This window comes from Vibrio sp. RM-69-4 (assembly GCF_024743775.1).
GTDB lineage: Bacteria > Pseudomonadota > Gammaproteobacteria > Enterobacterales > Vibrionaceae > Vibrio > Vibrio anguillarum.
In genome coordinates this window covers 258,350-281,217 of sequence record NZ_JAMQXI010000076.1, presented here as the reverse complement: position 1 = coordinate 281,217, position 22,868 = coordinate 258,350, and the positions used below count along the sequence as shown (strand labels likewise).

The 22,868-nt window shown below is 45.4% G+C and carries 21 protein-coding genes; 9 read left to right on the top strand and 12 right to left on the bottom strand.

What is annotated here, in order from left to right; all coding sequences use genetic code 11:
• The first annotated feature begins 131 nt into the window (after positions 1-131).
• Entirely contained in the window at positions 132-272 is a 141-nt protein-coding gene (locus NB504_RS13410) for a DUF3149 domain-containing protein (protein WP_010319399.1), read from the top strand.
• Positions 273-663: 391 nt separating this feature from the next.
• A complete protein-coding gene (gene rluF, locus NB504_RS13405; protein ID WP_258429076.1) occupies positions 664-1,641 on the top strand; it encodes a 23S rRNA pseudouridine(2604) synthase RluF in 978 nt (325 codons plus the stop codon).
• 138 nt (positions 1,642-1,779) lie between these two features.
• On the opposite strand, the gene upp is transcribed toward rluF, so the two are convergent.
• A complete protein-coding gene (gene upp, locus NB504_RS13400) occupies positions 1,780-2,406 on the bottom strand; it encodes a uracil phosphoribosyltransferase (RefSeq protein WP_026027908.1) in 627 nt (208 codons plus the stop codon).
• A 168-nt stretch (positions 2,407-2,574) separates the two neighbouring features.
• Here upp and purM point away from each other — a divergent pair, with 168 nt between their 5' ends.
• Both purM and purN read left to right on the top strand, forming a co-directional pair.
• On the top strand, positions 2,575-3,615 hold the full coding sequence (gene purM, locus NB504_RS13395) for a phosphoribosylformylglycinamidine cyclo-ligase (protein WP_010320092.1): 1,041 nt from the start codon (positions 2,575-2,577) through the stop codon (positions 3,613-3,615).
• 3 nt (positions 3,616-3,618) lie between these two features.
• Positions 3,619-4,260, top strand: a complete 642-nt coding sequence (gene purN / locus NB504_RS13390) for a phosphoribosylglycinamide formyltransferase (RefSeq protein WP_017047307.1) — start codon at positions 3,619-3,621, stop codon at positions 4,258-4,260.
• Positions 4,261-4,371: 111 nt separating this feature from the next.
• Here the strand turns inward: purN and NB504_RS13385 are convergent, their stop codons facing one another.
• The gene (locus tag NB504_RS13385) at positions 4,372-5,205 is read right to left on the bottom strand and encodes a class II glutamine amidotransferase (protein WP_010320094.1); all 834 of its coding nucleotides are present in this window, start codon (positions 5,203-5,205) and stop codon (positions 4,372-4,374) included.
• A gap of 63 nt (positions 5,206-5,268) precedes the next feature.
• Positions 5,269-5,844: a D-sedoheptulose 7-phosphate isomerase gene (lpcA, locus tag NB504_RS13380; RefSeq protein WP_010320095.1), complete on the bottom strand. Its 576-nt coding sequence runs from the start codon at positions 5,842-5,844 to the stop codon at positions 5,269-5,271.
• Between the two features lie 347 nt (positions 5,845-6,191).
• Between lpcA and fadE the strand changes: the two genes are divergently transcribed.
• Positions 6,192-8,636: an acyl-CoA dehydrogenase FadE gene (fadE, locus tag NB504_RS13375; RefSeq protein ID WP_258429075.1), complete on the top strand. Its 2,445-nt coding sequence runs from the start codon at positions 6,192-6,194 to the stop codon at positions 8,634-8,636.
• Between the two features lie 93 nt (positions 8,637-8,729).
• On the opposite strand, the gene NB504_RS13370 is transcribed toward fadE, so the two are convergent.
• Together NB504_RS13370 and dnaQ are read right to left on the bottom strand one after the other, a co-directional pair.
• On the bottom strand, positions 8,730-9,980 hold the full coding sequence (locus NB504_RS13370; RefSeq protein WP_258429074.1) for a TIGR03503 family protein: 1,251 nt from the start codon (positions 9,978-9,980) through the stop codon (positions 8,730-8,732).
• A gap of 8 nt (positions 9,981-9,988) precedes the next feature.
• Complete coding sequence (dnaQ, locus tag NB504_RS13365; protein WP_013856229.1) at positions 9,989-10,732, bottom strand: DNA polymerase III subunit epsilon; 744 nt, start codon at positions 10,730-10,732, stop codon at positions 9,989-9,991.
• Between the two features lie 56 nt (positions 10,733-10,788).
• On the opposite strand from dnaQ, the gene rnhA reads away from it, so the two are divergent.
• On the top strand, positions 10,789-11,256 hold the full coding sequence (gene rnhA / locus NB504_RS13360; protein WP_258429073.1) for a ribonuclease HI: 468 nt from the start codon (positions 10,789-10,791) through the stop codon (positions 11,254-11,256).
• On the opposite strand, the gene NB504_RS13355 is transcribed toward rnhA, so the two are convergent.
• On the bottom strand, positions 11,241-12,005 hold the full coding sequence (locus tag NB504_RS13355) for a methyltransferase domain-containing protein (RefSeq protein WP_013856227.1): 765 nt from the start codon (positions 12,003-12,005) through the stop codon (positions 11,241-11,243). The two genes, rnhA and NB504_RS13355, sit on opposite strands and share 16 nt — an antisense overlap.
• 36 nt (positions 12,006-12,041) lie before the next feature.
• Between NB504_RS13355 and gloB the strand changes: the two genes are divergently transcribed.
• The 3 genes from gloB to NB504_RS13340 all read left to right on the top strand — a co-directional run bounded on the left by gloB (position 12,042) and on the right by NB504_RS13340 (position 15,127).
• The gene (gene gloB, locus NB504_RS13350; protein WP_258429071.1) at positions 12,042-12,800 is read left to right on the top strand and encodes a hydroxyacylglutathione hydrolase; all 759 of its coding nucleotides are present in this window, start codon (positions 12,042-12,044) and stop codon (positions 12,798-12,800) included.
• A 72-nt stretch (positions 12,801-12,872) separates the two neighbouring features.
• Positions 12,873-14,444 (top strand): LysM peptidoglycan-binding domain-containing protein, encoded by a 1,572-nt coding sequence (locus NB504_RS13345; RefSeq protein ID WP_017043992.1) that lies wholly within the window; start codon positions 12,873-12,875, stop codon positions 14,442-14,444.
• A complete protein-coding gene (locus NB504_RS13340) occupies positions 14,441-15,127 on the top strand; it encodes a YIP1 family protein (protein ID WP_013856224.1) in 687 nt (228 codons plus the stop codon). The genes NB504_RS13345 and NB504_RS13340 overlap by 4 nt, the downstream gene beginning before the upstream one ends.
• Before the next feature lie 7 nt (positions 15,128-15,134).
• Here the strand turns inward: NB504_RS13340 and NB504_RS13335 are convergent, their stop codons facing one another.
• From NB504_RS13335 to dnaE, 6 genes are all read right to left on the bottom strand, one after another.
• On the bottom strand, positions 15,135-15,977 hold the full coding sequence (locus NB504_RS13335) for an endonuclease/exonuclease/phosphatase family protein (RefSeq protein ID WP_199867249.1): 843 nt from the start codon (positions 15,975-15,977) through the stop codon (positions 15,135-15,137).
• A gap of 80 nt (positions 15,978-16,057) precedes the next feature.
• Positions 16,058-16,396 (bottom strand): nitrogen regulatory protein P-II, encoded by a 339-nt coding sequence (gene glnB, locus NB504_RS13330; RefSeq protein WP_010320105.1) that lies wholly within the window; start codon positions 16,394-16,396, stop codon positions 16,058-16,060.
• A 110-nt stretch (positions 16,397-16,506) separates the two neighbouring features.
• Entirely contained in the window at positions 16,507-16,818 is a 312-nt protein-coding gene (locus tag NB504_RS13325) for a cytochrome c (protein WP_026027913.1), read from the bottom strand.
• A 60-nt stretch (positions 16,819-16,878) separates the two neighbouring features.
• The gene (gene tilS, locus NB504_RS13320; protein ID WP_258429069.1) at positions 16,879-18,189 is read right to left on the bottom strand and encodes a tRNA lysidine(34) synthetase TilS; all 1,311 of its coding nucleotides are present in this window, start codon (positions 18,187-18,189) and stop codon (positions 16,879-16,881) included.
• A 132-nt stretch (positions 18,190-18,321) separates the two neighbouring features.
• On the bottom strand, positions 18,322-19,281 hold the full coding sequence (gene accA / locus NB504_RS13315) for an acetyl-CoA carboxylase carboxyl transferase subunit alpha (RefSeq protein ID WP_013856219.1): 960 nt from the start codon (positions 19,279-19,281) through the stop codon (positions 18,322-18,324).
• Between the two features lie 47 nt (positions 19,282-19,328).
• Positions 19,329-22,808 carry a DNA polymerase III subunit alpha gene (gene dnaE / locus NB504_RS13310; protein ID WP_258429068.1) on the bottom strand — a complete coding sequence of 1,160 codons (3,480 nt, stop codon included), beginning with the start codon at positions 22,806-22,808 and terminating at the stop codon, positions 19,329-19,331.
• Positions 22,809-22,868 lie beyond the last annotated feature (60 nt).

The window sequence follows — 22,868 nt, the reverse complement described above, 5'->3', positions numbered from 1 at the left end:
ACATAAAAACGTGACTAATTACACACCAATAGAAACATCAAGTTAACCTATGCAACATAATTGATCCAGATCAGTGTCAACAAACAGAGCAAACTTTAACTTGGCTGTGTCTTCGAAACTTTGGAGGAAACATGGACTTTTGGCTTGATCTCCTATTTGGTAATGCTGTGGGACTGTCTTCAATGATAGTAATCTTTGGTGCTTTTGGTCTTATGCTGTTTTATGGCGGTTTCTTCATTTATAAAGTGATGAATGACAAATCTCCTCACTAGATCGCTTAGCACCTATTGAAAAATAGTGTGACGCTATGCACCGGGGTGGATTATCTGTCTGCTCCGGTTTTTTATCGCGTTAATAACTCTATCTTCTTGATGAATGGCATCATTCGGCTACTCAAGATCGGTTCAATAAGAACACCTGTCTCAAAATAGTTTCCATTTTCTCATACAAATAAAAGCATTCCCTCTTCGCATAAATAAAGACGTCAATGCCGTCTATATCTTGTTGAGGAAAAGTGATGGGGAAAGGCTGGAAACCATGAGTGTCATTAAAAACGCCTTGGTTAATTAATATTAACTGCTAAAATATCGCAACGTTAATAGGCAACACTCAGAGTGTTGCTTTCTTTTTATTCACCGCCGTTGGGAAACGTAAGAGCAACCTATGTCACAACAAGCCACCATCCGTTTAAACAAATACATCAGTGAAACTGGTTTCTGTTCTCGTCGAGAGGCCGATAAGTTAATTGAACAAGGCCGAGTAACCATCAATGGACTATTGCCGGAAATGGGCACTAAAGTCACGCCAAACGATGAGGTGTATATTGATGGTAATCCATTAAAATCAAAAGAAAAACCGATATACATTGCCCTTAACAAACCGACTGGAATCACCTGCACAACAGAGCGCGATATTCCAGGTAACATTGTTGATTTTATTGGCCACCACAAACGTATTTTCCCGATAGGTCGATTAGATAAACCATCAGATGGACTGATCTTTCTGACTAACGATGGTGACATAGTCAATAAGATATTACGTGCTGGTAATAACCATGAAAAAGAGTACGTCGTCCGAGTAGATAGACCCATCACCGACGAATTTCTACATAAGATGGCCTCTGGTGTGGAAATTCTTGATACGGTGACACTGCCTTGCAAAGTAACCCAAGAAACGAAGTTCTCCTTTAGAATTGTGTTAACACAAGGGTTAAACCGTCAAATTCGTCGTATGTGTGAGGCCTTAGGTTACGAAGTGTTTAAACTACGCCGAGTTCGTATTATGAATATCAGCCTAGACGGCATCCCTAATGGTGAATGGCGTTATTTAAGCGACGAGGAAGTCGCTGAAATATTAGCAATGTGTGAGAGTTCTTGCGGTACGGAAGGCGCGTCCAAGCTTGATGTGACGGGTAAGCGTATTCGCAAAGCTACCGATGCAAAACTGTATGATAGTCGTGAGCAAAATCAAACCTCGACGGCACGCAGAAATCAAAAGCCAAAAACGTTCCAAGGACGCAATGCCGATGAGTTTCGCCATGCTCCAAATACAAAAAGAGCACCGCGCCGACCCACAAATTCATCACAAGGTGCGCCAGCTAATAGCCACAGAAAAAGCAGTACGTTAAGTCTTAAAAAATAATCATCGAACAATGCGTTAATTCTGTTGAGTAATAAAATGACCGTAATGACGCATCACTGAAGCAACTATAAAAAACTGAAGCAACTATAAAAAAGGAGAAACTTTCGTTTCTCCTTTAAGACAGTATAAAATTAACGCTTATTTCGTACCAAAAATCTTATCACCAGCATCGCCAAGACCAGGAACGATATAACCTTTATCATTCAATTTCTCATCAATTGCCGCCGTATAGAGCTCAACATCAGGGTGCGCTTTTTCTAACGCCGCGATGCCTTCAGGCGCTGCAACTAAAACGAGAATTTTAAATTGGTTACAGCCGCGCTCCTTGAGCAAATCGATCGTCGCAATCATGGAACCGCCAGTTGCCAGCATTGGGTCAACCACAAGCGCAATTCGCTCCTCAATATTAGAAGCGAGTTTGTTGAAATAAGGGACAGGCTCAAGCGTTTCTTCATCACGATAGATGCCAACAACACTAATCCGCGCACTTGGAATGTGCTCCAAAACGCCGTCCATCATGCCAAGACCAGCACGCAAAATAGGTACTACCGTTACTTTTTTACCTTTGACTTGATCAATTTCAACTGGGCCATTCCAGCCTTCAATCGTCACTTTTTCTGTTTCAAAGTCTGAGGTTGCTTCATAAGTTAGTAGGCTACCCACTTCTGTAGCTAACTCACGAAAACGCTTAGTGCTGATATCCCCTTCCCTCATTAACCCAAGTTTATGCTTAACTAGAGGGTGTTTAACTTCAACAACTTTCATTTTCATCTCCGACGACATTTAAACAAACCTTCGAATTGTACACACTTTTTATGCTAATTTCAGTGCCAATTATAAACAAAAAAACTGACGCAAACGTTTTCCTTTTTGTTTTAAGCCCTGTTAGAATAGCGCCGTTTTCATATCCAACTTATGACCGAGGACTTCCCCGTGAGCGGTAATAACACTTCTCTTAGTTACAAAGATGCTGGCGTAGATATTGATGCAGGCAATGCACTTGTTGAACGAATTAAAGGCGCCGTCAAACGCACTCGTCGCCCTGAAGTTATGGGTGGCATTGGTGGTTTTGGCGCGCTTTGCGAGCTACCAACCAAATATAAACATCCTGTTTTAGTCTCTGGCACCGATGGAGTTGGCACAAAACTTCGCCTCGCATTGGATATGAATAAGCACGACACCATTGGCATTGACTTGGTTGCAATGTGTGTTAACGATTTGATTGTTCAAGGTGCTGAACCGCTTTTCTTTTTGGACTACTACGCCACGGGCAAATTGGATGTAGATACTGCTGCTGATGTGGTGTCGGGTATTGCCGATGGTTGTGTGCAAGCAGGTTGCGCTTTGATCGGTGGTGAAACCGCTGAAATGCCGGGTATGTACGAAGGTGAAGATTACGATGTCGCTGGCTTTTGTGTCGGTGTGGTTGAAAAAGAAGAGATCATCGATGGCTCAAAAGTAGCAGCAGGTGATGCTCTGATTGCGGTTGGCTCTAGCGGCCCCCACTCAAACGGCTATTCATTAGTTCGCAAGATCCTCGAAGTATCAGGTGCCGACAAAAATGAAGACTTGGCTGGCAAAACGATTGGTGAGCACTTACTGACACCAACCAAAATTTACATCAAATCAGCGCTTAAAATGATCGCCGAGCACGATATTCACGCCATTTCACACATTACTGGCGGTGGTTTCTGGGAAAACATTCCTCGCGTTCTTCCGCAAGGGACGAAAGCGGTGATTGACGGCAATAGCTGGGAATGGCCAATTATTTTCCAATGGCTGCAAGAAAAAGGGAATGTAACCACTCATGAAATGTACCGCACATTTAACTGTGGTGTCGGCCTGATTGTTGCGCTTCCAATGGATCAAGCACAAGCGGCGGTTCAATTACTGCAAGCGGAAGGCGAAAATGCGTGGGTTATCGGTCATATTGCTGAAGCTCAACTCGATGAAGAGCAAGTAGAGATCAAATAACTGATGAAAAGTATTGTTGTTTTAGTTTCAGGAAATGGCACCAACTTACAGGCTATCCTTGATGCGTGTGAAACGAAAATTAAAGATGGCAAAGTAACGGCTGTTTTTTCAAACAAAGCAACTGCTTATGGCTTAGAACGAGCTAAAAAAGCAGGTGCGGCGGCGGTGCATATTGACCCAAATGCCTTTGACACGCGAGATGCGTTTGATGCGGTATTGATGGAGAAAATTGACCAATACGCGCCTGACTTAATCATTCTTGCTGGCTACATGCGTATTCTGAGTGGTGAGTTTGTGCGTCACTATTTAGGACGGATGCTCAATATTCATCCTTCTTTACTTCCTAAATATCCTGGGTTGAATACCTACCAACGCGCGATTCACGCAGGTGATGAAGAGCACGGCACCAGTGTGCATTTTGTGACTGAACAACTTGATGGTGGCCCAGTCATTCTACAAGCAAAAGTGCCTATTTTTGATGAAGATACTGTTGAGATTTTGACTCAACGTGTCCAAGCTCAAGAGTATCGAATTTACCCACTAGTGGCACAATGGTTCGTTGAAGGACGCTTGGAAATGCGTGAAGGTAAAGCCTATTTAGATGGCCAATTACTTGGCATGCATGGTTATGCTTTCGATGAATAAATCGTATCTCTAAATAGTGCGAAAAAGGTTGCCTCAACAGCAACCTTTTTTATTGTCATCTCAAATACAATTCAAACAGCAGTAAATAGAACAAGCTTAAGAATAAAAACCTTAAATAGGTGCTTGGCAGCCTGGCTTTGCCGCGGCAAACGGAATGTCAGCTAAGGACTGCGCATTGCCATCAACGTATTCGCCATAATGGAAAATCGCATATTCGCCTGGCTTCATTCGTTGCCAAGTTTCATTTCCCGTCAGTGGCTGAGTCGCAATCACTGACACAACATCATCAGGCGTTGTTTCTTCTTGGAAGTTAATCTCGACATCTTCATCAAGTAAACTTGCTTTCCCAAAGGGGGCGCGTCGAGTAATCCAGTACAGATGATTCGTGCAATAGGTCACCACAAACTCACCGTCAGAAAGTAGCATATTAAACACACCTTGCTGCTTAAGTTGATCGCAACACTTCGCAACGAATTGAAACATGCTGAGCATATCTTGAGGCGGTTCAGGATAACGCGCTTCTAACTGCTTTAACAACCAACAAAAAGCTTGCTCGCTATCCGTTTCACCAACAGGGCGATAGCGCCCAGTTTCTAGCTGCTGGTGATCCGCCAATTGTCCATTGTGAGCAAACGTCCAATATCTCCCCCACAATTCTCGAGTGAATGGGTGAGTATTTTCCAAATTCACCCCACCCCGATTTGCTTGACGAATATGGCTAACCACTGCCCGACTTTTTATAGGGTAACTCTGCACAAGCTCTGCAATTTTTGACTGAAAGCTAGGGTTAGGGTCTTTAAAGGTGCGAAACCCCTTCCCTTCATAGAAAGTGATTCCCCAACCATCACGATGCGGCCCCGTGTTGCCGCCACGCTGAATCAACCCAGTAAAACTAAAGCAAATATCAGTCGGCACATTGGCACTCATACCGAGCAATTCACACATGGTTTAATGCACTCCCTTTTGCAACCACAAACACATTAAAAGAAAAGAACGGTGTTGAACTTCTTACGCCATCTCTTTTTCAATCAGTTGGATAACGATGTGGATGATCTTGATATGGATTTCTTGGATACGATCCGCGTAGCCGAAGTGCGGGACACGAATCTCGATATCCGCTAAACCTGCCATTTTCCCACCATCTTTACCGGTCAGTGCAATGGTCTTCATCCCTTTAGCTTGGGCCGCTTCAATCGCTTTCAAAATGTTCCCTGAATTACCAGAAGTCGATAGGCCAAACAGGACATCGCCTTTTGAACCCACCGCTTCCACATAGCGAGAGAATACAAAATCGTAACCAAAATCATTGCTAACGCAAGACAAATGGCTTGGATCTGAAATAGCAATACCAGGATAACCCGGACGATTCTCGCGATAGCGCCCCGTTAGCTCTTCAGCAAAGTGCATTGCATCACAGTGGGAACCGCCATTGCCGCAAGAGAGCACTTTCCCGCCTTGCTTAAATGAGTCGGCAATCAGTTTTGCGGCGGCCTCAATTTGAGCGATGTTATGCTCATCATTAAGAAATTTGTTTAGCACGTCAGCCGCTTCGGTCAATTCACTTTTAATTAAATCCTGGTACATAGATATATTCTCTTTTTAATCTGTTTACCGATAGGCTCCATCAATCAAGAGCCAGTAACAGGCTTGAGTTTACCCAAACCATCCTTTCTGTCGATAGTTCGACTTCAAGAATTGTTGTTTTCTCCCGCTTCCCACTCCAGAAAGCCCTCTATGGGTTATTTATTTTGAGGTTTTGCCCTACATGGATCACTTTTTGAACAATACAAGGTTTTACATTTCGTTAATAATTTGATTACACTTAGCACTGGTTAGACCACTTACACAAACGAGACGACTAACAACACTTTCCAATGCACTGAGAAAAATCAGCCGCAATGGCGTGAATACAGTCTCAAAGGAATGAAATTATGGACATCTTGCTCTCTATACTTGGTTTTCTCACCGTGTTCGGTGTGTGCCTCTACCACAGAATGTCACTTTTTAGCGCATTAGTTGCGCTAACGGTAACCATGGTGGTTCTTACCCTGCTGGATTACACCGGGGTGATTGGATGGTTGCTGTATTTAGCGGCTATCGCTTTATTAGCCGTTCCCTCTATCCGTCAAAGCGTTATTAGCGAAAAAGCATTAACACTGTTCAAAAAAGTGCTGCCTGCAATGTCACAAACCGAAAAAGAGGCATTAGATGCAGGAACCGTTTGGTGGGAAGCTGAACTGTTTAAAGGCAAACCGAACTGGAACAAACTACACAAAATTGCAGCGCCGACATTAAGTGCACAAGAGCAAGCCTTTATTGATGGACCAGTCAACGAAGTGTGTGCCATGGTTAGCGATTATCAAGTTACGCATGAATTAGCCGACTTACCTCCTGAGGTTTGGCAATATTTAAAAGATCATAAATTCTTCGCCATGATCATTAAAAAACAATACGGCGGCTTGGAATTTTCAGCTTATGCACAATCCATTGTGCTACAAAAGCTAACGGGTGTATCTGGAGTGCTTTCATCCACCGTTGGTGTACCGAACTCTTTAGGCCCGGGCGAACTTTTACAACATTATGGTACTGAAGATCAGAAAAACCATTACCTGCCACGTTTAGCGGAAGGTAAAGAGATTCCCTGCTTTGCATTAACCAGCCCAGAAGCAGGTTCCGATGCAGGTTCAATTCCTGATTTTGGCGTGGTATGTAAAGGGAAATGGGAAGGAAAAGAAGTGTTAGGGATGCGCCTAACGTGGAACAAGCGCTACATCACGCTCGCCCCGGTTGCAACCGTATTAGGCCTAGCATTCAAACTGCGCGATCCTGACGGCTTACTTGGGGATAAAACAGAGCTTGGCATCACTTGTGCGCTCATCCCAACCCACTTAAAAGGAGTTGAAATTGGCAATCGCCACATGCCATTGAACGTTCCATTCCAAAATGGTCCGACACGAGCTAACGACTTATTTGTGCCGCTTGATTTCATTATTGGCGGACCAAGCATGGCAGGGCAAGGCTGGCGCATGCTTGTAGAGTGTTTATCGGTTGGACGTGGCATTACGTTACCTTCTAACTCGACGGGCGGAATTAAAACTGCGGCGCTAGCAACAGGAGCTTACGCTCGGATTCGTCGTCAATTTAAGCAACCAATTGGCCATATGGAAGGTGTCGAAGAGCCATTAGCACGTTTAGGTGGTAACGCTTATGTGATGGATGCGGCGAGCAATTTAACCGTAGCTGGTATTGATCTGGGCGAAAAACCCTCGGTCATTTCCGCTATAGTCAAATACCACTGTACCCACCGTGGTCAACGCAGCATTATTGATGCAATGGATATCGTGGGCGGGAAAGGCATTTGTATTGGTCCTGCTAACTTTTTAGCTCGCAGCTACCAAGGTGCACCGATTGCCATAACCGTCGAAGGGGCCAATATTCTGACTCGCTCAATGATCATCTTTGGTCAAGGCGCTATCCGTTGTCACCCTTATGTTTTAGAAGAAATGAACGCCGCTTATTCACAAGATTCTGATGCCGTTGAGAAATTTGACGCCGCTCTTGCAGGTCACGTCAGCTTCACCATGAGTAATCTTGTGCGCAGTATTTGGTTTGGTGTTACCGATGGTTTGGGTTCATCTGCACCGACTAATGATGCAACCAAACGCTACTATCAACAACTAAACCGTTACAGCGCTAACTTAGCACTGCTTTCTGATATTTCGATGGCTGTATTGGGAGGCTCTCTCAAACGTAAAGAGCGTTTGTCAGCACGCCTTGGCGATATTTTGAGCCAACTCTACCTCAGTTCTGCCACACTTAAGCGTTTTGAAAATGATGGTCGTCCCGTGGAGGATCTTCCTTTGGTTCATTGGGGTCTGCAAGACAGTTTGAAGCAGACGGAAGTCGCCATTGATGAATTCTTAGCCAACTTCCCGAATAAAGCGATTGGTAAGGTACTTCGTATATTGTTGATGCCGATTGGTCGAGTACGCAAAGCACCTAGCGATAAATTAGATAGCCAAGTTGCGCAGATCCTACAAACACCGAGTGAAACTCGTTCACGCATCGGTCGCAACCAATATCTCGCCCCAACGGCGCATAATGCGGCGGGTAAGATTGAACAAGCACTGGACATCATTTTACGTGCAGAGCCTTTGTTCGATAAAGTGTGCAGCGTCACCAATCAACGCCGTCCATTTTTGCGTTTAGATGAAGTGGCCGCCATTGGCTTACAACAAAAAATTCTAACCGAACAAGAAGCACAGCTATTAACGGAAGCTGAGGCTCATCGTTTGTATACCATTAATGTCGATGATTTTGCGCCACAGGAACTGGCCGCAAAGCCTCAATATCCGGCAATAAATGATGTTGCGTAAGTCAATCTATTGAATGTCAAAGGGCGCTTTAAGCGCCCTTTGCTATGACTAGAATACAGAATCAAGAGGTTGCCAACTCGGCAACATCCCTTGTTATTTCTTCGGCATATTCAACTGTAATTCGGGTTGCAACGCCTTTTTCGCTTTAATCTTACGCATCACAAACCACGCTAGAAGACCTATGAATATTGCAACAATATTACCAATCACGATGAACATAATACTGCGACTCGTTGCCTCTTCTCTCATCTGAATAATCAGTTGCTCCTGTTCAAGCCTACGCTGCTTAATCTCTTCTTCCATCTGCAAACGGCGAGTCTCCTCAATGTTAACATCATCCACCACGCTGTAAGTACGCTCTGAAAGTGGGAAATAAAGTGGGCGCTGGCTAGCGAGTTCTGTTGCATATAACCTTCCAGACCAACGATAGTTACCGTTATCCCCTTTGTATGGAATTTCCAAATTAAGCTTGAGTGACTCTTTTCCGGATAGTCCTTCAGTAGCAAAAATATCATCATAAATATTGGCATGCTCAACATGCGCCGCTATCGATCCGGGTTCAACCATGCCTAACTCACCTGCAAAGACAATTTGGTGCGGCGCGCCATCTACTCGGGACTGGATAAAGGTAGTCGACACTGGCGTAGGGTAAACTAACACTTCTTGCTCTTGAGCGCGTAAAAACACACCGTTACCAGAGGTGATCCTAACGCGATACTTACCCGGAACTGGAGTGATAGACAACGCAACCGTAAATACACCATCACCAGGACGTTCATCTAAACCACGTCCATCATCAGCAAATTCACCAATAACCTCAGGTAATGGACGCGCCTCTTTGATCAGTTCTTCTTCATTTTCAACGAACTTAGTAAAAGTCACTTTTAAGTTGACTCTATCGAGAAAGTCTCTCAACAATAAAGGCTTACCGTCGGAGGTTAAGCGAGCTGTAAATTTTAATTCTTCACCATGATACAAACGGCTAGGAAATACATCTGTATCCAATTGCAAGTGTGAGATTAGCTTAATGCTATTTTGTGGCGAAACCTTTCCTATAGCCTGCCAAGGGCCAGGCATTGGCTTATCAATTGAAATAATATCCATTGTGGGTTCTTGATACCAACGCACATTATCGCTATGTTGCCAAGCGTAATATTTCTTACCATCAGGCCGCACAAGCACAACGGGTTGGGATGACTTTTCGCGATACACAACAAAAGTAATTTGTGAAATGGTTGGATCCACACGGAAACGATTGTCGAGCAGCGACATCGAGGAGGAATTCACCGCAAAAACGCCTGTACTCCACATCAGCGCAATCACTGCTGCCATTATCCTCAACATATTTTCTCCTACTGACGCCAAAGGCAGCTTCCGCTCTTTTCGACTAGATCCAATCTTTCTTGGTGTGCTTGTAATTCATCGGCACAAGCCTGCAAAACCTTTAGCTTTTTCCGACCTGCGACAGCTCGTTTTATTGACTCTCCTCCCACACTGCCATCACTGCGCGTTCCGGCACTGAACTGTAACGAGGTTTGCCCGCCAGTCATCAGCAGATAAACGTCCGCTAATATCTCCGCATCGAGCAATGCACCGTGTAAGGTACGATGTGAGTTATCGATACCATAACGATCACAAAGTATATCCAAATTGTTGCGTTTGCCGGGGAAAATACGCTTTGCCATAGCAAGCGTATCGGTCACTTTGCAATACTGCTCCGTCTTACCGATTTTAGCGTCGAGCTTGCGAAACTCGTAATCCATAAAACCGACGTCGAAGGGAGCGTTGTGCGCCACTAGCTCAGCCCCCTTGATGAAATCTAAAAACTCTTGATGCACATCGCGATATTGCGGTTTGTCCATCAAAAACTCATCGGTAATACCGTGGATCTCGATCGCTTCTAACTGAATCTCACGATCGGGTTTCAGGTAGACATGGAAGTGGCGGCCTGTCAGCTTGCGGTTGATAATTTCAACGGCACCGATTTCAACAATGCGGTGTCCTTCATAGTGAGGGCCGCCTTCACGGTTCATACCCGTGGTTTCCGTATCGAGAACGACGATACGTTGGGATTGGGAATTGCTGCTAGTATTCATAAGGATATGTATGTCAGACTATGCCAATAATGTGCGTAACCTAATAGTATCAAATCATGACAAAACAGGTGGAAATTTTCACTGATGGATCTTGCTTAGGTAATCCTGGCCCGGGTGGTTATGGGGTTGTCCTTCGTTACAAAGAAACCGAAAAAACGTTAGCCAAAGGCTACCGACTCACCACTAACAACCGAATGGAAATGTTAGCGGCAGTGGTTGCACTGAAAACACTGAAAGAGCCATGTAATGTTATTCTCACCACAGACAGCCAATACGTTCGTCAAGGTATTACTCAGTGGATCCACAACTGGAAAAAACGCGGTTGGAAAACATCGGATAAAAAACCAGTGAAGAATGCCGATTTATGGCAAGCACTTGATAAAGAAAGCGCCCGCCACACCATTGACTGGCGCTGGGTGAAAGGCCATGCGGGTCATCGTGAAAATGAAATGTGCGATGAATTAGCACGCAATGCAGCAGAAAACCCAACCGAAGACGATATTGGGTATCAAGCATCCGAATAAGGGTCACAGGCCTTATCTTGGTTCTGAGTTGATAAACGGTAGTTCAGGCTAACTGGCGAAAGACGCCGTTTAAAACGCCAATGAGGTTTAATCGGTTTCAAGGGATAAGTACGTTTGCGCGCTACGATGAAATACAGACTACCAAATGGAGCGGCCCAGTCGCCAATACCATTTTCCAACCACGCCCACATGGGTTGATATTTTTGCATCGGGAAAAGGGCATATTGGTCACAGTCAATCACTTGATAGTTCAAGACACTCAGCCAGTCCTTAATCCGGTTAGCGGTAAACATACGACCGCTCCAAGGTAAGTTATGTTTTCGCCAAGGCATCAAACTTGCGATCCCCGTAAAACTGATTGGATTAAACCCCGTAATAATGATGTAGCCATCATCCATCATCACGCGATCAACTTCGCGTAAGATACGGTGCGGATCGCCACAATAATCCAGTTGGTGCGCTAAAATAGCCACATCAAAACTCTTTTCGAGAAAAGGCAGTTCGTAGCTATCGGCAATCACCGTATGGAGTGGGTTTTCAATATCAAGATGAACTTGGTGTTGAATATTGCAGTTGCAACTGGCAAGCTCACAACTCAAACCACCGAGCTTAAGCATATGATAGCCAAATAATTTAGAGCACCATTCATCAAGCCGAGTCTGAATAGAATCACTAACCCACTGGCCATTTTTAAGTTGGGACCAAGAATGAGGCTTATCTAATTTTTTTTCGCTACGCGCTGGCTTCATCGATAACCTATTTCACCTCGGTGATTGGAGATACTCATGTTACAGATCAAAAGCATACCCGCATTTAATGATAATTACATCTGGCTGATCCAAAATAGCGATCAGCGTTGTGCTGTGGTCGATCCCGGTGATGCAGCACCAGTGCTTGAGTACCTCTCGAAGCATCAATTAACGCTCGAAGCAATATTAATTACCCACCATCACCATGATCACATTGGTGGTGTTGCAGAACTGGTTCGCCAGTTTCCCAGCATTAACGTTGTTGGTCCCGCTCATGAACCTATTCCTACCTTAACGCACGCGGTTGAAGCTGGCGATCAGCTAGAACTATTCGATGAAATCTTTATGGTGCTTGATCTCGCAGGACACACAAAAGGTCACATTGGCTATGTCGGTGACAATAAACTGTTTTGTGGCGATGTACTGTTCTCCGCAGGGTGTGGCCGTGTTTTTGAGGGCACAATGGAGCAAATGTTTACGTCACTGTGTAAACTTGCCGCATTGCCAGAAGAGACTGAGGTCTATTGCGCGCACGAATATACCGCAAGTAACGTCGCATTTGCTTTAGCCGTTGAGCCCGATAATGACCAACTTCAACAGTATCGAGATACCGTCAACCGGCTCCGAGCCCAGCAGAAATCGACATTACCGACCACGATCCTCCAAGAAAAATGGATCAATCCATTTTTGCGGACCCAGCAAGAGAGTGTGATGAAATCCGTCGCGAATCGTACTCAACAAACCGATCCTCTATCAATTTTTACCGCGTTACGTGAGTGGAAGAACGAATTTTGACGATTTGCTGCTTGTCATAGCAATAAAGTGCCAAGTATTATCAGCAGCCATTAAGTCAAAGGGCTGAGATAGATGCGATTTCAATTTAGCTGGGTGATGGTGCTCTTGTTAGCGGGGTGCCAAATCACTCAGCCAACAGACCAAACAACAGCGCCAAATGCCAAAGAGGCAAATAGCCCTCAGATTCAGACACAAAAAGAGATGGCTAAACAAAAGTCGTCATCTGCAAAAAAGACAACGCCGAAAGTGATCACGCCACAAGAGCAAGCGGACGTATGGCAGCGCATCGCAATGCAGTTGTCGATGGATATCCCGGATCATAAATCAGTGAATTATTATCGAACTTGGTATCTTAAACACCCTAATCACCTACAAACTGTTGCCGAGCGAGCAAAGCCATTTCTTTACCTTATCACTGAAAAAATTGAGCAGCGCGGCTTACCACTTGAGTTAGCACTCTTACCCATTGTTGAAAGCTCGTTTGATGCCTTTGCCTACTCACACGGTAGCGCTGCGGGGCTGTGGCAATTTGTGCCGAGCACGGGAGAGATGTATGGCCTAGAGCAAAATTTTTGGTATGACGGAAGACGAGATGTAGACGCCGCCACCGATGCGGCTTTGGATTATCTCACTGCATTAAATAAGCGTTTTGATGGTGATTGGAGCCATGCGATTGCCGCCTATAATAGCGGTGGTGGGCGGATCTCTAGCGCGATTCGTAAAAATCACAAGGCTGGTAAACCAACCGACTTTTTCTCACTCGACTTACCCGATGAAACCACAGGCTACGTCCCTAAATTACTCGCACTGGCCGATATTGTTGCCAATCAAGAAAAATATGGCATTGAAATCCCAGCGATTGCTAACAAACCAGTGCTAACGTTAGTCGACCCTCAAGAACAGCTTGATCTTGCCATTGCCGCCAATTACGCCGGAATGAGCGTGAAAGAGTTGCAAAGTTACAACCCAGCTTACAATCAATGGGCGACCTCGCCAACGGGACCTCATCAACTGCTTATCCCAGTAGATAAAGTGGAACGCTTTGCTCAGAAAGTTGAAGAGAATCGCGGTAAGGGGATGAAGTTAGTACGCTACAAGGTAAAATCCGGCGATAGCTTGAGTGTGATTGCTCAACAGCACAATACCACCAGCAAAGTGATTCAGACGGCCAACAATCTCAATGGCAACGTCATTCGCGTTGGGCAGTATTTAATGATCCCAACATCCGTAAAAGACGAAAAAGCATACGCACTCAGTGCCAGTAACCGCTTAGCAAAAACGCAAGCGATGGCCCGTGGTCAGTATAAGCTGTCTCATACGGTAGCCAAAGGTGATAGCTTATGGAGCATTGCCAAACAGCACAATGTTTCCCATCAGTCCTTAGCAAAATGGAACGGTATGGGGCCAAGAGACACATTGAAGATTGGCCAAACACTGGTCATTTGGAAAAATAGCAGTGAGGGTGCCATCATTCGCACCGTCTTTTATCAAGTGCGTAGCGGCGATACACTCAGCGCCATCGCTAATAAGTTTAAAGTCAAAAGCCTCGACATTGTAAAATGGAACGAGCTTGCAAACCAAAAGTACTTAAAGCCGGGTCAAAAACTCAAGCTCTACGTCGATGTCACTAAGGTCAGTGTATGAATCCTTCCAGTAACCCGTTAATCATGTTGGTGGATATTTTCCGTTCCCCCACGTCTTGTTTTTTAGCCCTTTATCAACGCGGCATGTGGGGTTGGCAACCTTATCTCTTTTTAATCCTGAGTCCCTTTCTATTTTGGGGGGCTTATTTTGACGTGGTTAACCTTGAATGGTTAAAAGCTGGGCTCTCGGCGCAGTTGGCTATGATCAACCCCGCTCAGCTTGAAATGTTAGATGCCAACACCTTGATGGCAAGCGAAATTATCAGTGATGTGGTAGGCCGCACGCTAACGATTTTCATGTTGGCATTGTGGTTCAATTTGGCGACCAAGCAGAGCCAACATCAGCACGGTTTCTGGCGTTGGTTTGCCGCAAGTGCTGTCATCACTTTCCCAGCCGTGTTGGGCGATCTCGCCAGTTACGCGAGCTTATTACTCAAACATGGCCACGTGATGACTTACGCTGCTGACCTTAACAGTTTAAATGGCCTAATTAAGTTGCCACTGACTAATGATTGGTCTCAATTTGCCAGCTCCTTCCCACTGCTTTTGCCTTGGTACATAGTACTTGGCTACGCGGCGGTGGGCGCATGGACAGAGCTGGAACGCGGCCAAGCTCTGGTGATTTCGGCGCTGCCTTGGATTGGCTATTACCTGATTTGGGCGCTGTACATCGCCATCAGTTAGAAAGTGGTTATAAACTAAAACTCGCCAATAGTGGGTTATGATCAGAAGCGTCCGTTACGGGCGCTTTTGCATTGAGCAGTGTTAAACCACGATAAAAAAGATGATCAAGCACCAAGCCCGTCACAAACTGAACACGGTGATCGGGTTCGAACAACACTTCCTTTAAACCCACACGATTTAATGCAGCGGTTAATGTGTCCATTCTTGCTTGACTCCAGCTATTAAAATCGCCACCGACAATCACCGGCCCTTGATGTGTTTTTAATTGAACGAGTAACGCTTCCAGCTGATTGGTATACTCTTGCGTTCCATAGGTAAAGTTCACTGCATGCAGGTTTACAACCGCCAGAGTCTGACCATCACTTAAACGATACAGGGCGTAAATCGCCGATTTGGGTAAGCGCAACCAAGGCTCTAATTCGGTGTAAGCACACGCTAATACTGGCATCTGCCTGCCAAGATTTAACACTCCGGCTGATTCACCAAAAACACGAAAAGCATCCGCTTGCGTCCCCCCCCACTGCTTTTGGCTGATCCACTCTTTCAATGACAAGGTCATGCTCGCTTCTTGTAGCAACACCAATTGAGCATCTTGGCTGAATTTATCCAGCTCACTTTGCCATGTTGCTCTATTTTGTTTATAGATATTCCAAACCAGTACATTAAGCTGACCACGCACATCAATTGCGCGAGCGTTTGGATTATCGTAACAAATCAGTGGAGATGAAGCGTTTTTCCCATCAATAGTCAACAATTGCGGCGTTGAAGGAATAGTAAAAATAGAGAAAAAACTAATCACAGCCGCGGTAATCAGCAACAGCGGCAAAACAAGCAGATATTTTCTTTTCATAACGTTCAACAAAATTGGTAGGGATGTATTAATAAAGAGACAAAAAAGGAGCCATTGGCTCCCTTCTTCTCGGTGTACGGCTAAATAGCGTCTTCGTCTTCTTCACCGGTACGAATTCGTACCACTCGTTCAATATTGGTAATGAAAATTTTACCATCACCAATTTTTCCCGTTTGCGCCGTCTCAATAATGGTGTCAACGCAGCGATCAGCGACATCGTCAGTCACCACAATTTCAAGCTTCACTTTAGGTAAGAAATCCACCATGTACTCAGCGCCACGGTACAATTCAGTATGCCCTTTCTGACGACCAAATCCTTTTACTTCAGAAACAGTCATACCCGTGATCCCGACTTCAGCTAACGCTTCGCGGACGTCATCAAGTTTAAATGGCTTAATAATGGCTTCGATTTTTTTCATGTTCATCCCTTACACTTTCGTCAATTGGTGGCATTATCTGCTAGCAAAAAAAAACAATCAATAAAAAGCCCAAGCAACGCCTGGGCTGATTGAAACCCGTTCACTGCCATTTACTTAAGACTTGCGAAATAGGCCGCTAAGTTTTCAATATCGGCATCACTGAGCATTGCCGCTTGCGCTTGCATTACGACGGCTAAACCACCATTACGCTCTTTATTCTTATAGGCTTTAACTGATGAGATAAGGTATTGCTCATTTTGCCCTTTTAGATTTGGATATCCCGGAATAAGGGCTATCCCGTCTGCGCCGTGACACGCCGCGCAGATAGCCGCTTTGGCTTGCCCTGCGGCTGGATCTCCAGCAAACGCGCTTCCCGCTAACAACGTAAAACCCATAACTATTCCAATCGCGACTTTTTTCATTGCTCCACCTTTATGTCCATATTCATGGTATGTTTTATACGAATTTTGCATGAAAAGCGTTCATTTGTCCCAGATGAGTTCACAATCTTGCCCACTGAAGTCACGATCAACAAATAAATTTGCAATCGCAACCACTTGATTCCGATGCATCAATATTGGCGTTCTTCGTCGTAACCAACTGGGCACGCCATACTCTTGGAACAATTTTTTTAGCTTTCGACTTCCCACTCGTCCGACAGGGCATGCTGCCAGCCCTTCAGGATTAAACGTAACGCTTAATTGATGGCAATTATCAGGCAAGGCTATTTCCTTGCTACCACCATGAGACGATAACCTCAGATTTCCTAGTCCATCAGGCAAGGTTAATGATTGATCGGGCACGATCATCGCCTGCCAATCTGAAATGTCTTGATAAGTTTGGATGCAATATAGCTTTTGGTCAAAGCGGCGGATCTCACTTTGCCCTAGTTTAAGACGAGGATTCGCATCAATACGCGCAGACGCCACTTGTTGCCAAATCATCGCTAAATGTTCTTGAGTCGGCATTGGCTCCCCCAATTGAGCAAGCCACATTCTTAGCAATTGATAGCGTGCTAATTCGCTGCGATGAGAAAGCGCGGTAATTGATAAACTACCATCAGGCATTTTTGCCTCTTGCATTGCCTCTTGTAGCAGCTCTTCAAGCAACACCTGCTGCTGAGCACACAATGTCGCACTACGAGCAACCGCTTGGTGAATATGCGGCCAGCGCTGCGTAAGAACTGGCGTGATGTGATGGCGGATAAAATTACGATCAAAACGGGTATCTTGGTTGCTTTCGTCCTCGACCCAATCCAAATTCTGGGTTACGGCAAAGCTTTCGATCTGTACGCGAGTCGCCGCAAGCAAAGGACGGACGATTTTCCCCGCGCCAAATGGCATCGCTTGTGCCATCGAAGAAAGTCCTTTGGGTCCACTACCACGCTTTAACGCGAGAAAAAATGTCTCGATCTGATCATCGCTATGCTGTCCAGTTAGCAACAAATCGTCAGTGTTAATGTATTTCGCTAAAACTTGGTAACGCGCCATACGCGCCAATGACTCCACACTTTCACCGCTAGCGGTATCGAGTTGCACCCGTTCAATAAAAAAAGGGATCGCGGCGTGTTGGGCCCAGCGCTGGCACTGTTTGGCCCACTCATCGGCATGCTGGCTTAATCCATGATGAACATAAACAGCGCAGCACTCGCAGGAGGTTTCGTCACGATATTGCGCCAGTAGTTCAAGCATCACCCGCGAGTCCATGCCACCACTAAAACCCAAGACTAATTGGCTGCTTGCTAAGCGATGACGATTGATAACGTGTGAAAATAGCGAATAAAGTTCAGACATGGGTTTTCAGCGCTAAGAGGAATTGATGCAAGTTTACCTTGAAACGCACCAAGCAAACCAGCCTTGAAATCGGGCCGATAAAAAAGGGCTGGACAGAATCCAACCCTTTTTATTTATTGTCCGCTCTGCTGTTTAGCAGTAGCCGTAGTTCATCAAACGTTGATAACGACGAGCCAATAATGCTTCTTCATTCAGCGGCTCTAAATCAGCAAGCTGTTTTAGCAGTGTTGCTTTCATGTTGGCGGCCATTTGTATTGGATCGCGATGCGCGCCACCTAATGGTTCTTCGATAATTTCATCAATCAGCTCAAGCTCTTTTAAGCGAGGAGCGACTAAGCCCATAGCTTCAGCCGCTTGCGGCGCTTTATCTGAATCTCGCCACAAGATTGAAGCACATCCTTCTGGCGAAATTACCGCATAAGTGGAATATTGCAGCATGTTCACGTAGTCACCCACGCCAATCGCTAAAGCGCCACCAGAGCCACCTTCACCGACAACATTACAAATAACTGGCACTTTCAAGCCTGACATCACTTTTAGGTTTGTAGCAATCGCTTCAGATTGGCCACGTTCTTCAGCGCCAACACCAGGATAAGCACCTGCGGTATCAATGAAGGTAATAATAGGCATGCCAAAACGTTCAGCCATTTTCATTAAACGCAGTGCTTTACGATAACCTTCTGGTTTTGGCATTCCGAAGTTACGTCTTACTTTCTCTCTCGTTTCACGTCCTTTTTGGTGACCAATCACCATCACCGGACGTCCCTCTAAACGAGCAATGCCGCCGACAATCGCTTTGTCATCAGCAAAAGCGCGATCACCAGCCAACTCATCAAACTCAGTGAAGACATGGTTGATGTAATCAAGCGTGTAAGGGCGTTGTGGATGGCGTGCCAATTGAGCTACTTGCCATGCCCCTAAATCACCAAAGATTTTCTTCTTAAGCTCTAAGCTTTTCTTTTCTAGCTGTTCGATCTCTTTGTCGAGATCAACGGACTTATCACCACCATGGCGAGACACGTCGCGTAGCGCCTGAATTTTAGCCTCAAGTTCAGCAATTGGTTTTTCAAATTCTAGAAAATTTAGGCTCATCTACCGATCCTTTTATACTCAGCGTTCAACATATTTGACGCCAAATTTTAGTTAAATTCGAGTTCTACCTGATCTTTGCCAAGTAGCTGTTTCAATTCGTCTAACAATGTATCACTTGGGGTTACACGCCACTGCGTACCAAGAGTGAGTCGCACTCTCGCCTCTGCGCGTTGGTAGTATACATTGACAGGTATAGTCCCTGCTCGGTGAGGCTCTAAGATCTGACTAAAGCGCTCAAAAAACTGGCTGTCTATCTGTGATTGTTCAATCGATATCGACAAGCCACGGGCATATTTTTCACGCGCACTGCCCAAGTCCATGACTTCGCGCGCCGACATTTTAAGGCCACCATTGAAGTCATCAAAGCTGACCTGTCCAGAAATCACTAAAATTCTATCTTTTTCTAACAGCTCTGCATACCGCTCTAACGCATCAGAGAATAACATCACTTCCATACGTCCTGAACGATCATCTAACGTCATGATGCCAATCCGCGTACCACGCTTGGTGGTCATGACTTTAGCAGCAATCACTAACCCCGCTAAAGTGACGGATTGATCGCGTCGCGTTGGCGTGGCATCTTTTAGTCGACAACTGGTGTACTTCGCAAGTTCCTTAATATGTGCGTTTATTGGATGCCCGGTCAAATAAAGGCCCAATGTATCGCGCTCACCTTCAAGCCAAACTTTCTCAGGCCACTCGGGGACTTGCGTATATTTATGTTCTACTTCTTCTGGCGCATCAGTCAATACACCAAACATATCAACCTGACCAAAGGCTTCAGCTTGGTGGAATTGGCTGGCCGCTTTCACAGCATCATTTAATGAGGCCATCATTGCAGCACGGTGTGGGCCTAAACGATCCAAAGCACCCGCATAAATAAGCTTTTCAATCACACGCTTATTGACTTTTTTAAGATCAATTCTGGCGCAAAAATCAAACAAATCTTTAAAATAGCCGCCTGCTGTGCGCGCTTCTAAAATCGCTTCAATCGGCCCTTCACCCACACCTTTGATCGCGCCAATACCATAGACAATCGCGCCATTTTCATCGACGTTAAAGCGGTACAAGCCGGCGTTAATATCCGGTGGTAACACTTTAAGATTCATGCGTAAACATTCATCCACTAAGCCAACCACTTTTTCGGTGTTGTCCATGTCGGCCGTCATTACTGCCGCCATAAATTCGGCTGGGTAGTGGGTTTTTAACCATAAGGTTTGATAAGAAACCAGAGCATAAGCCGCAGAGTGCGATTTGTTAAACCCGTAACCGGCGAATTTTTCTACTAAGTCGAAGATTTTCATCGACAATTCGCCATCCACGCCGTTTTTTATCGAACCTTCTTCAAAAATCGCCCGCTGCTTGGCCATCTCTTCTGGCTTTTTCTTACCCATCGCACGGCGCAGCATATCCGCACCGCCTAGTGTGTATCCAGCTAGGACTTGGGCGATCTGCATCACTTGCTCTTGGTACAAGATGATGCCGTAGGTTGGGTCTAGAATTTCTTTTAATGACTCATGTTGCCATTTTTCATCTGGGTAGGAGATCGCCTCTCGGCCATGTTTACGGTCGATAAAGTTATCCACCATACCCGATTGCAAAGGCCCAGGGCGAAACAGGGCCACTAGTGCAATGATATCTTCGAAGCAGTCTGGCTGGAGACGTTTGATCAGATCTTTCATGCCGCGCGATTCTAACTGGAATACCGCGGTGGTTTCAGAATTTTGCAATATACGAAATGAAACTGGGTCTTCTAACGGGATAGCTTCAATACGAACGGGCTCTTTGCCTTCTCGTTGTAAGCGCGGGTTAATCAGCCCTAGTGCCCAATCGATAATGGTTAAGGTGCGTAAACCTAAGAAGTCAAACTTGACCAAGCCTGCGGTTTCAACATCGTTCTTATCAAATTGAGTGACGGGGAAATGCCCTTCAGCATCCGCATAAATCGGCGAAAAGTCGGTAATTGTGGTTGGGGAGATCACCACCCCACCCGCATGCTTACCGGCGTTACGCGTGCAACCTTCTAGAATTCGGCACTTATCAATCAGCTCTTTGACGTCTTCGTCATTGTTGTACAGCTCAGGTAACGCGGGTTCAGCCTTAAACGCCTTTTCGAGTGTCATTCCTGGATCTAGTGGAATAAGCTTTGAAATACGGTCGACAAATCCAAACGGATGACCAAGCACGCGTCCCACGTCACGAATGACCGCTTTGGCAGCCATAGTACCAAAGGTGATGATCTGTGATACCGCATCACGACCATACATTTCAGCAACGTGATCAATAACTTGGTCACGTTTATCCATACAGAAATCGACGTCAAAATCGGGCATTGAAACCCGTTCTGGGTTCAAGAAACGTTCGAAAAGTAAATCATATTGTAGTGGATCTAAATCAGTGATTTTGAGCGCGTAGGCCACCAATGAACCCGCACCCGATCCGCGCCCCGGTCCCACCGGAATATCGTTATCTTTTGACCACTGGATGAACTCCATCACAATCAAGAAATAACCGGGGAATCCCATGTTATTAATCACTTCGAGCTCAATTTGCAGCCGTTCATCATACTCAGGGCGACGTTGTGCACGAACCTCAGGATCGGGGAACAGAAATTCAAGACGCTCTTCAAGGCCTTCTTGTGATTTCATCACCAAGTATTCGGTTTCTTTCATTCCTTCCGTTGGGAAGGCGGGCAAGAAATATTCCCCCAAACGGACGGTAACATTACACCGTTTGGCAATCTCAACACTGTTTTGCAGCGCTTCAGGAATATCGGCAAACAGCTCACACATTTCAGCTTCGGTGCGCAAATATTGCTGTGGGCTATAATTTTTTGGCCGACGAGGATCTTCCATGGTGTAGCCATCATGAATCGCTACTCGAATTTCATGCGCTTCAAAAAACTCTTCGCTGAGAAACACCACTTCATTGGTTGCAACGACGGGCAGATCGTTATTTTCAGCCAATTCTAGAGCAAAGTGCAGATAGCTCTCTTCGTCGGCTCGCCCTGTGCGAGTCAATTCAAGGTAAAAACGATCGACAAAATGAGTTTGATAAAACTCGACACATTTATCGACTAACGCCTGATTACCTTTAAGCAGTGCTTTGCCTATTTCACCACTTTTTCCACCCGAAAGCACAATCAAGCCTTCGGCATATTTCACTAGCCACGCTTTATCAATCACAGGCAGGTGTTGCACATGACCGCGTAGATAAGCATCAGAGATCAGTAAGGTCAGATTTTTGTAGCCAACATTATCACTCGCTAGAACCGTCAGCTTGGTGAGCTCATCACCAAACTCCTCAGATTGCATGACAAAATCTGCACCGATAATCGGCTTTACCCCACAGTTATGAGCGGTACCATAAAATTTGACCAAACCACATAAGTTCGTGAAGTCGGTCAACGCTACGGCAGGCATCCCCATCTCGGCCACTTTTTTCACAAGCGGTGGCACTTTGGACAAGCCATCGATCATAGAAAAGTCGCTGTGGACACGGAGGTGGACAAACTTTGGTTCTGGCATGCAATAAAATCCTAGATGCTAGGTTTGGTACAAGATTTGGCGGTTATTCTACGCGAATCT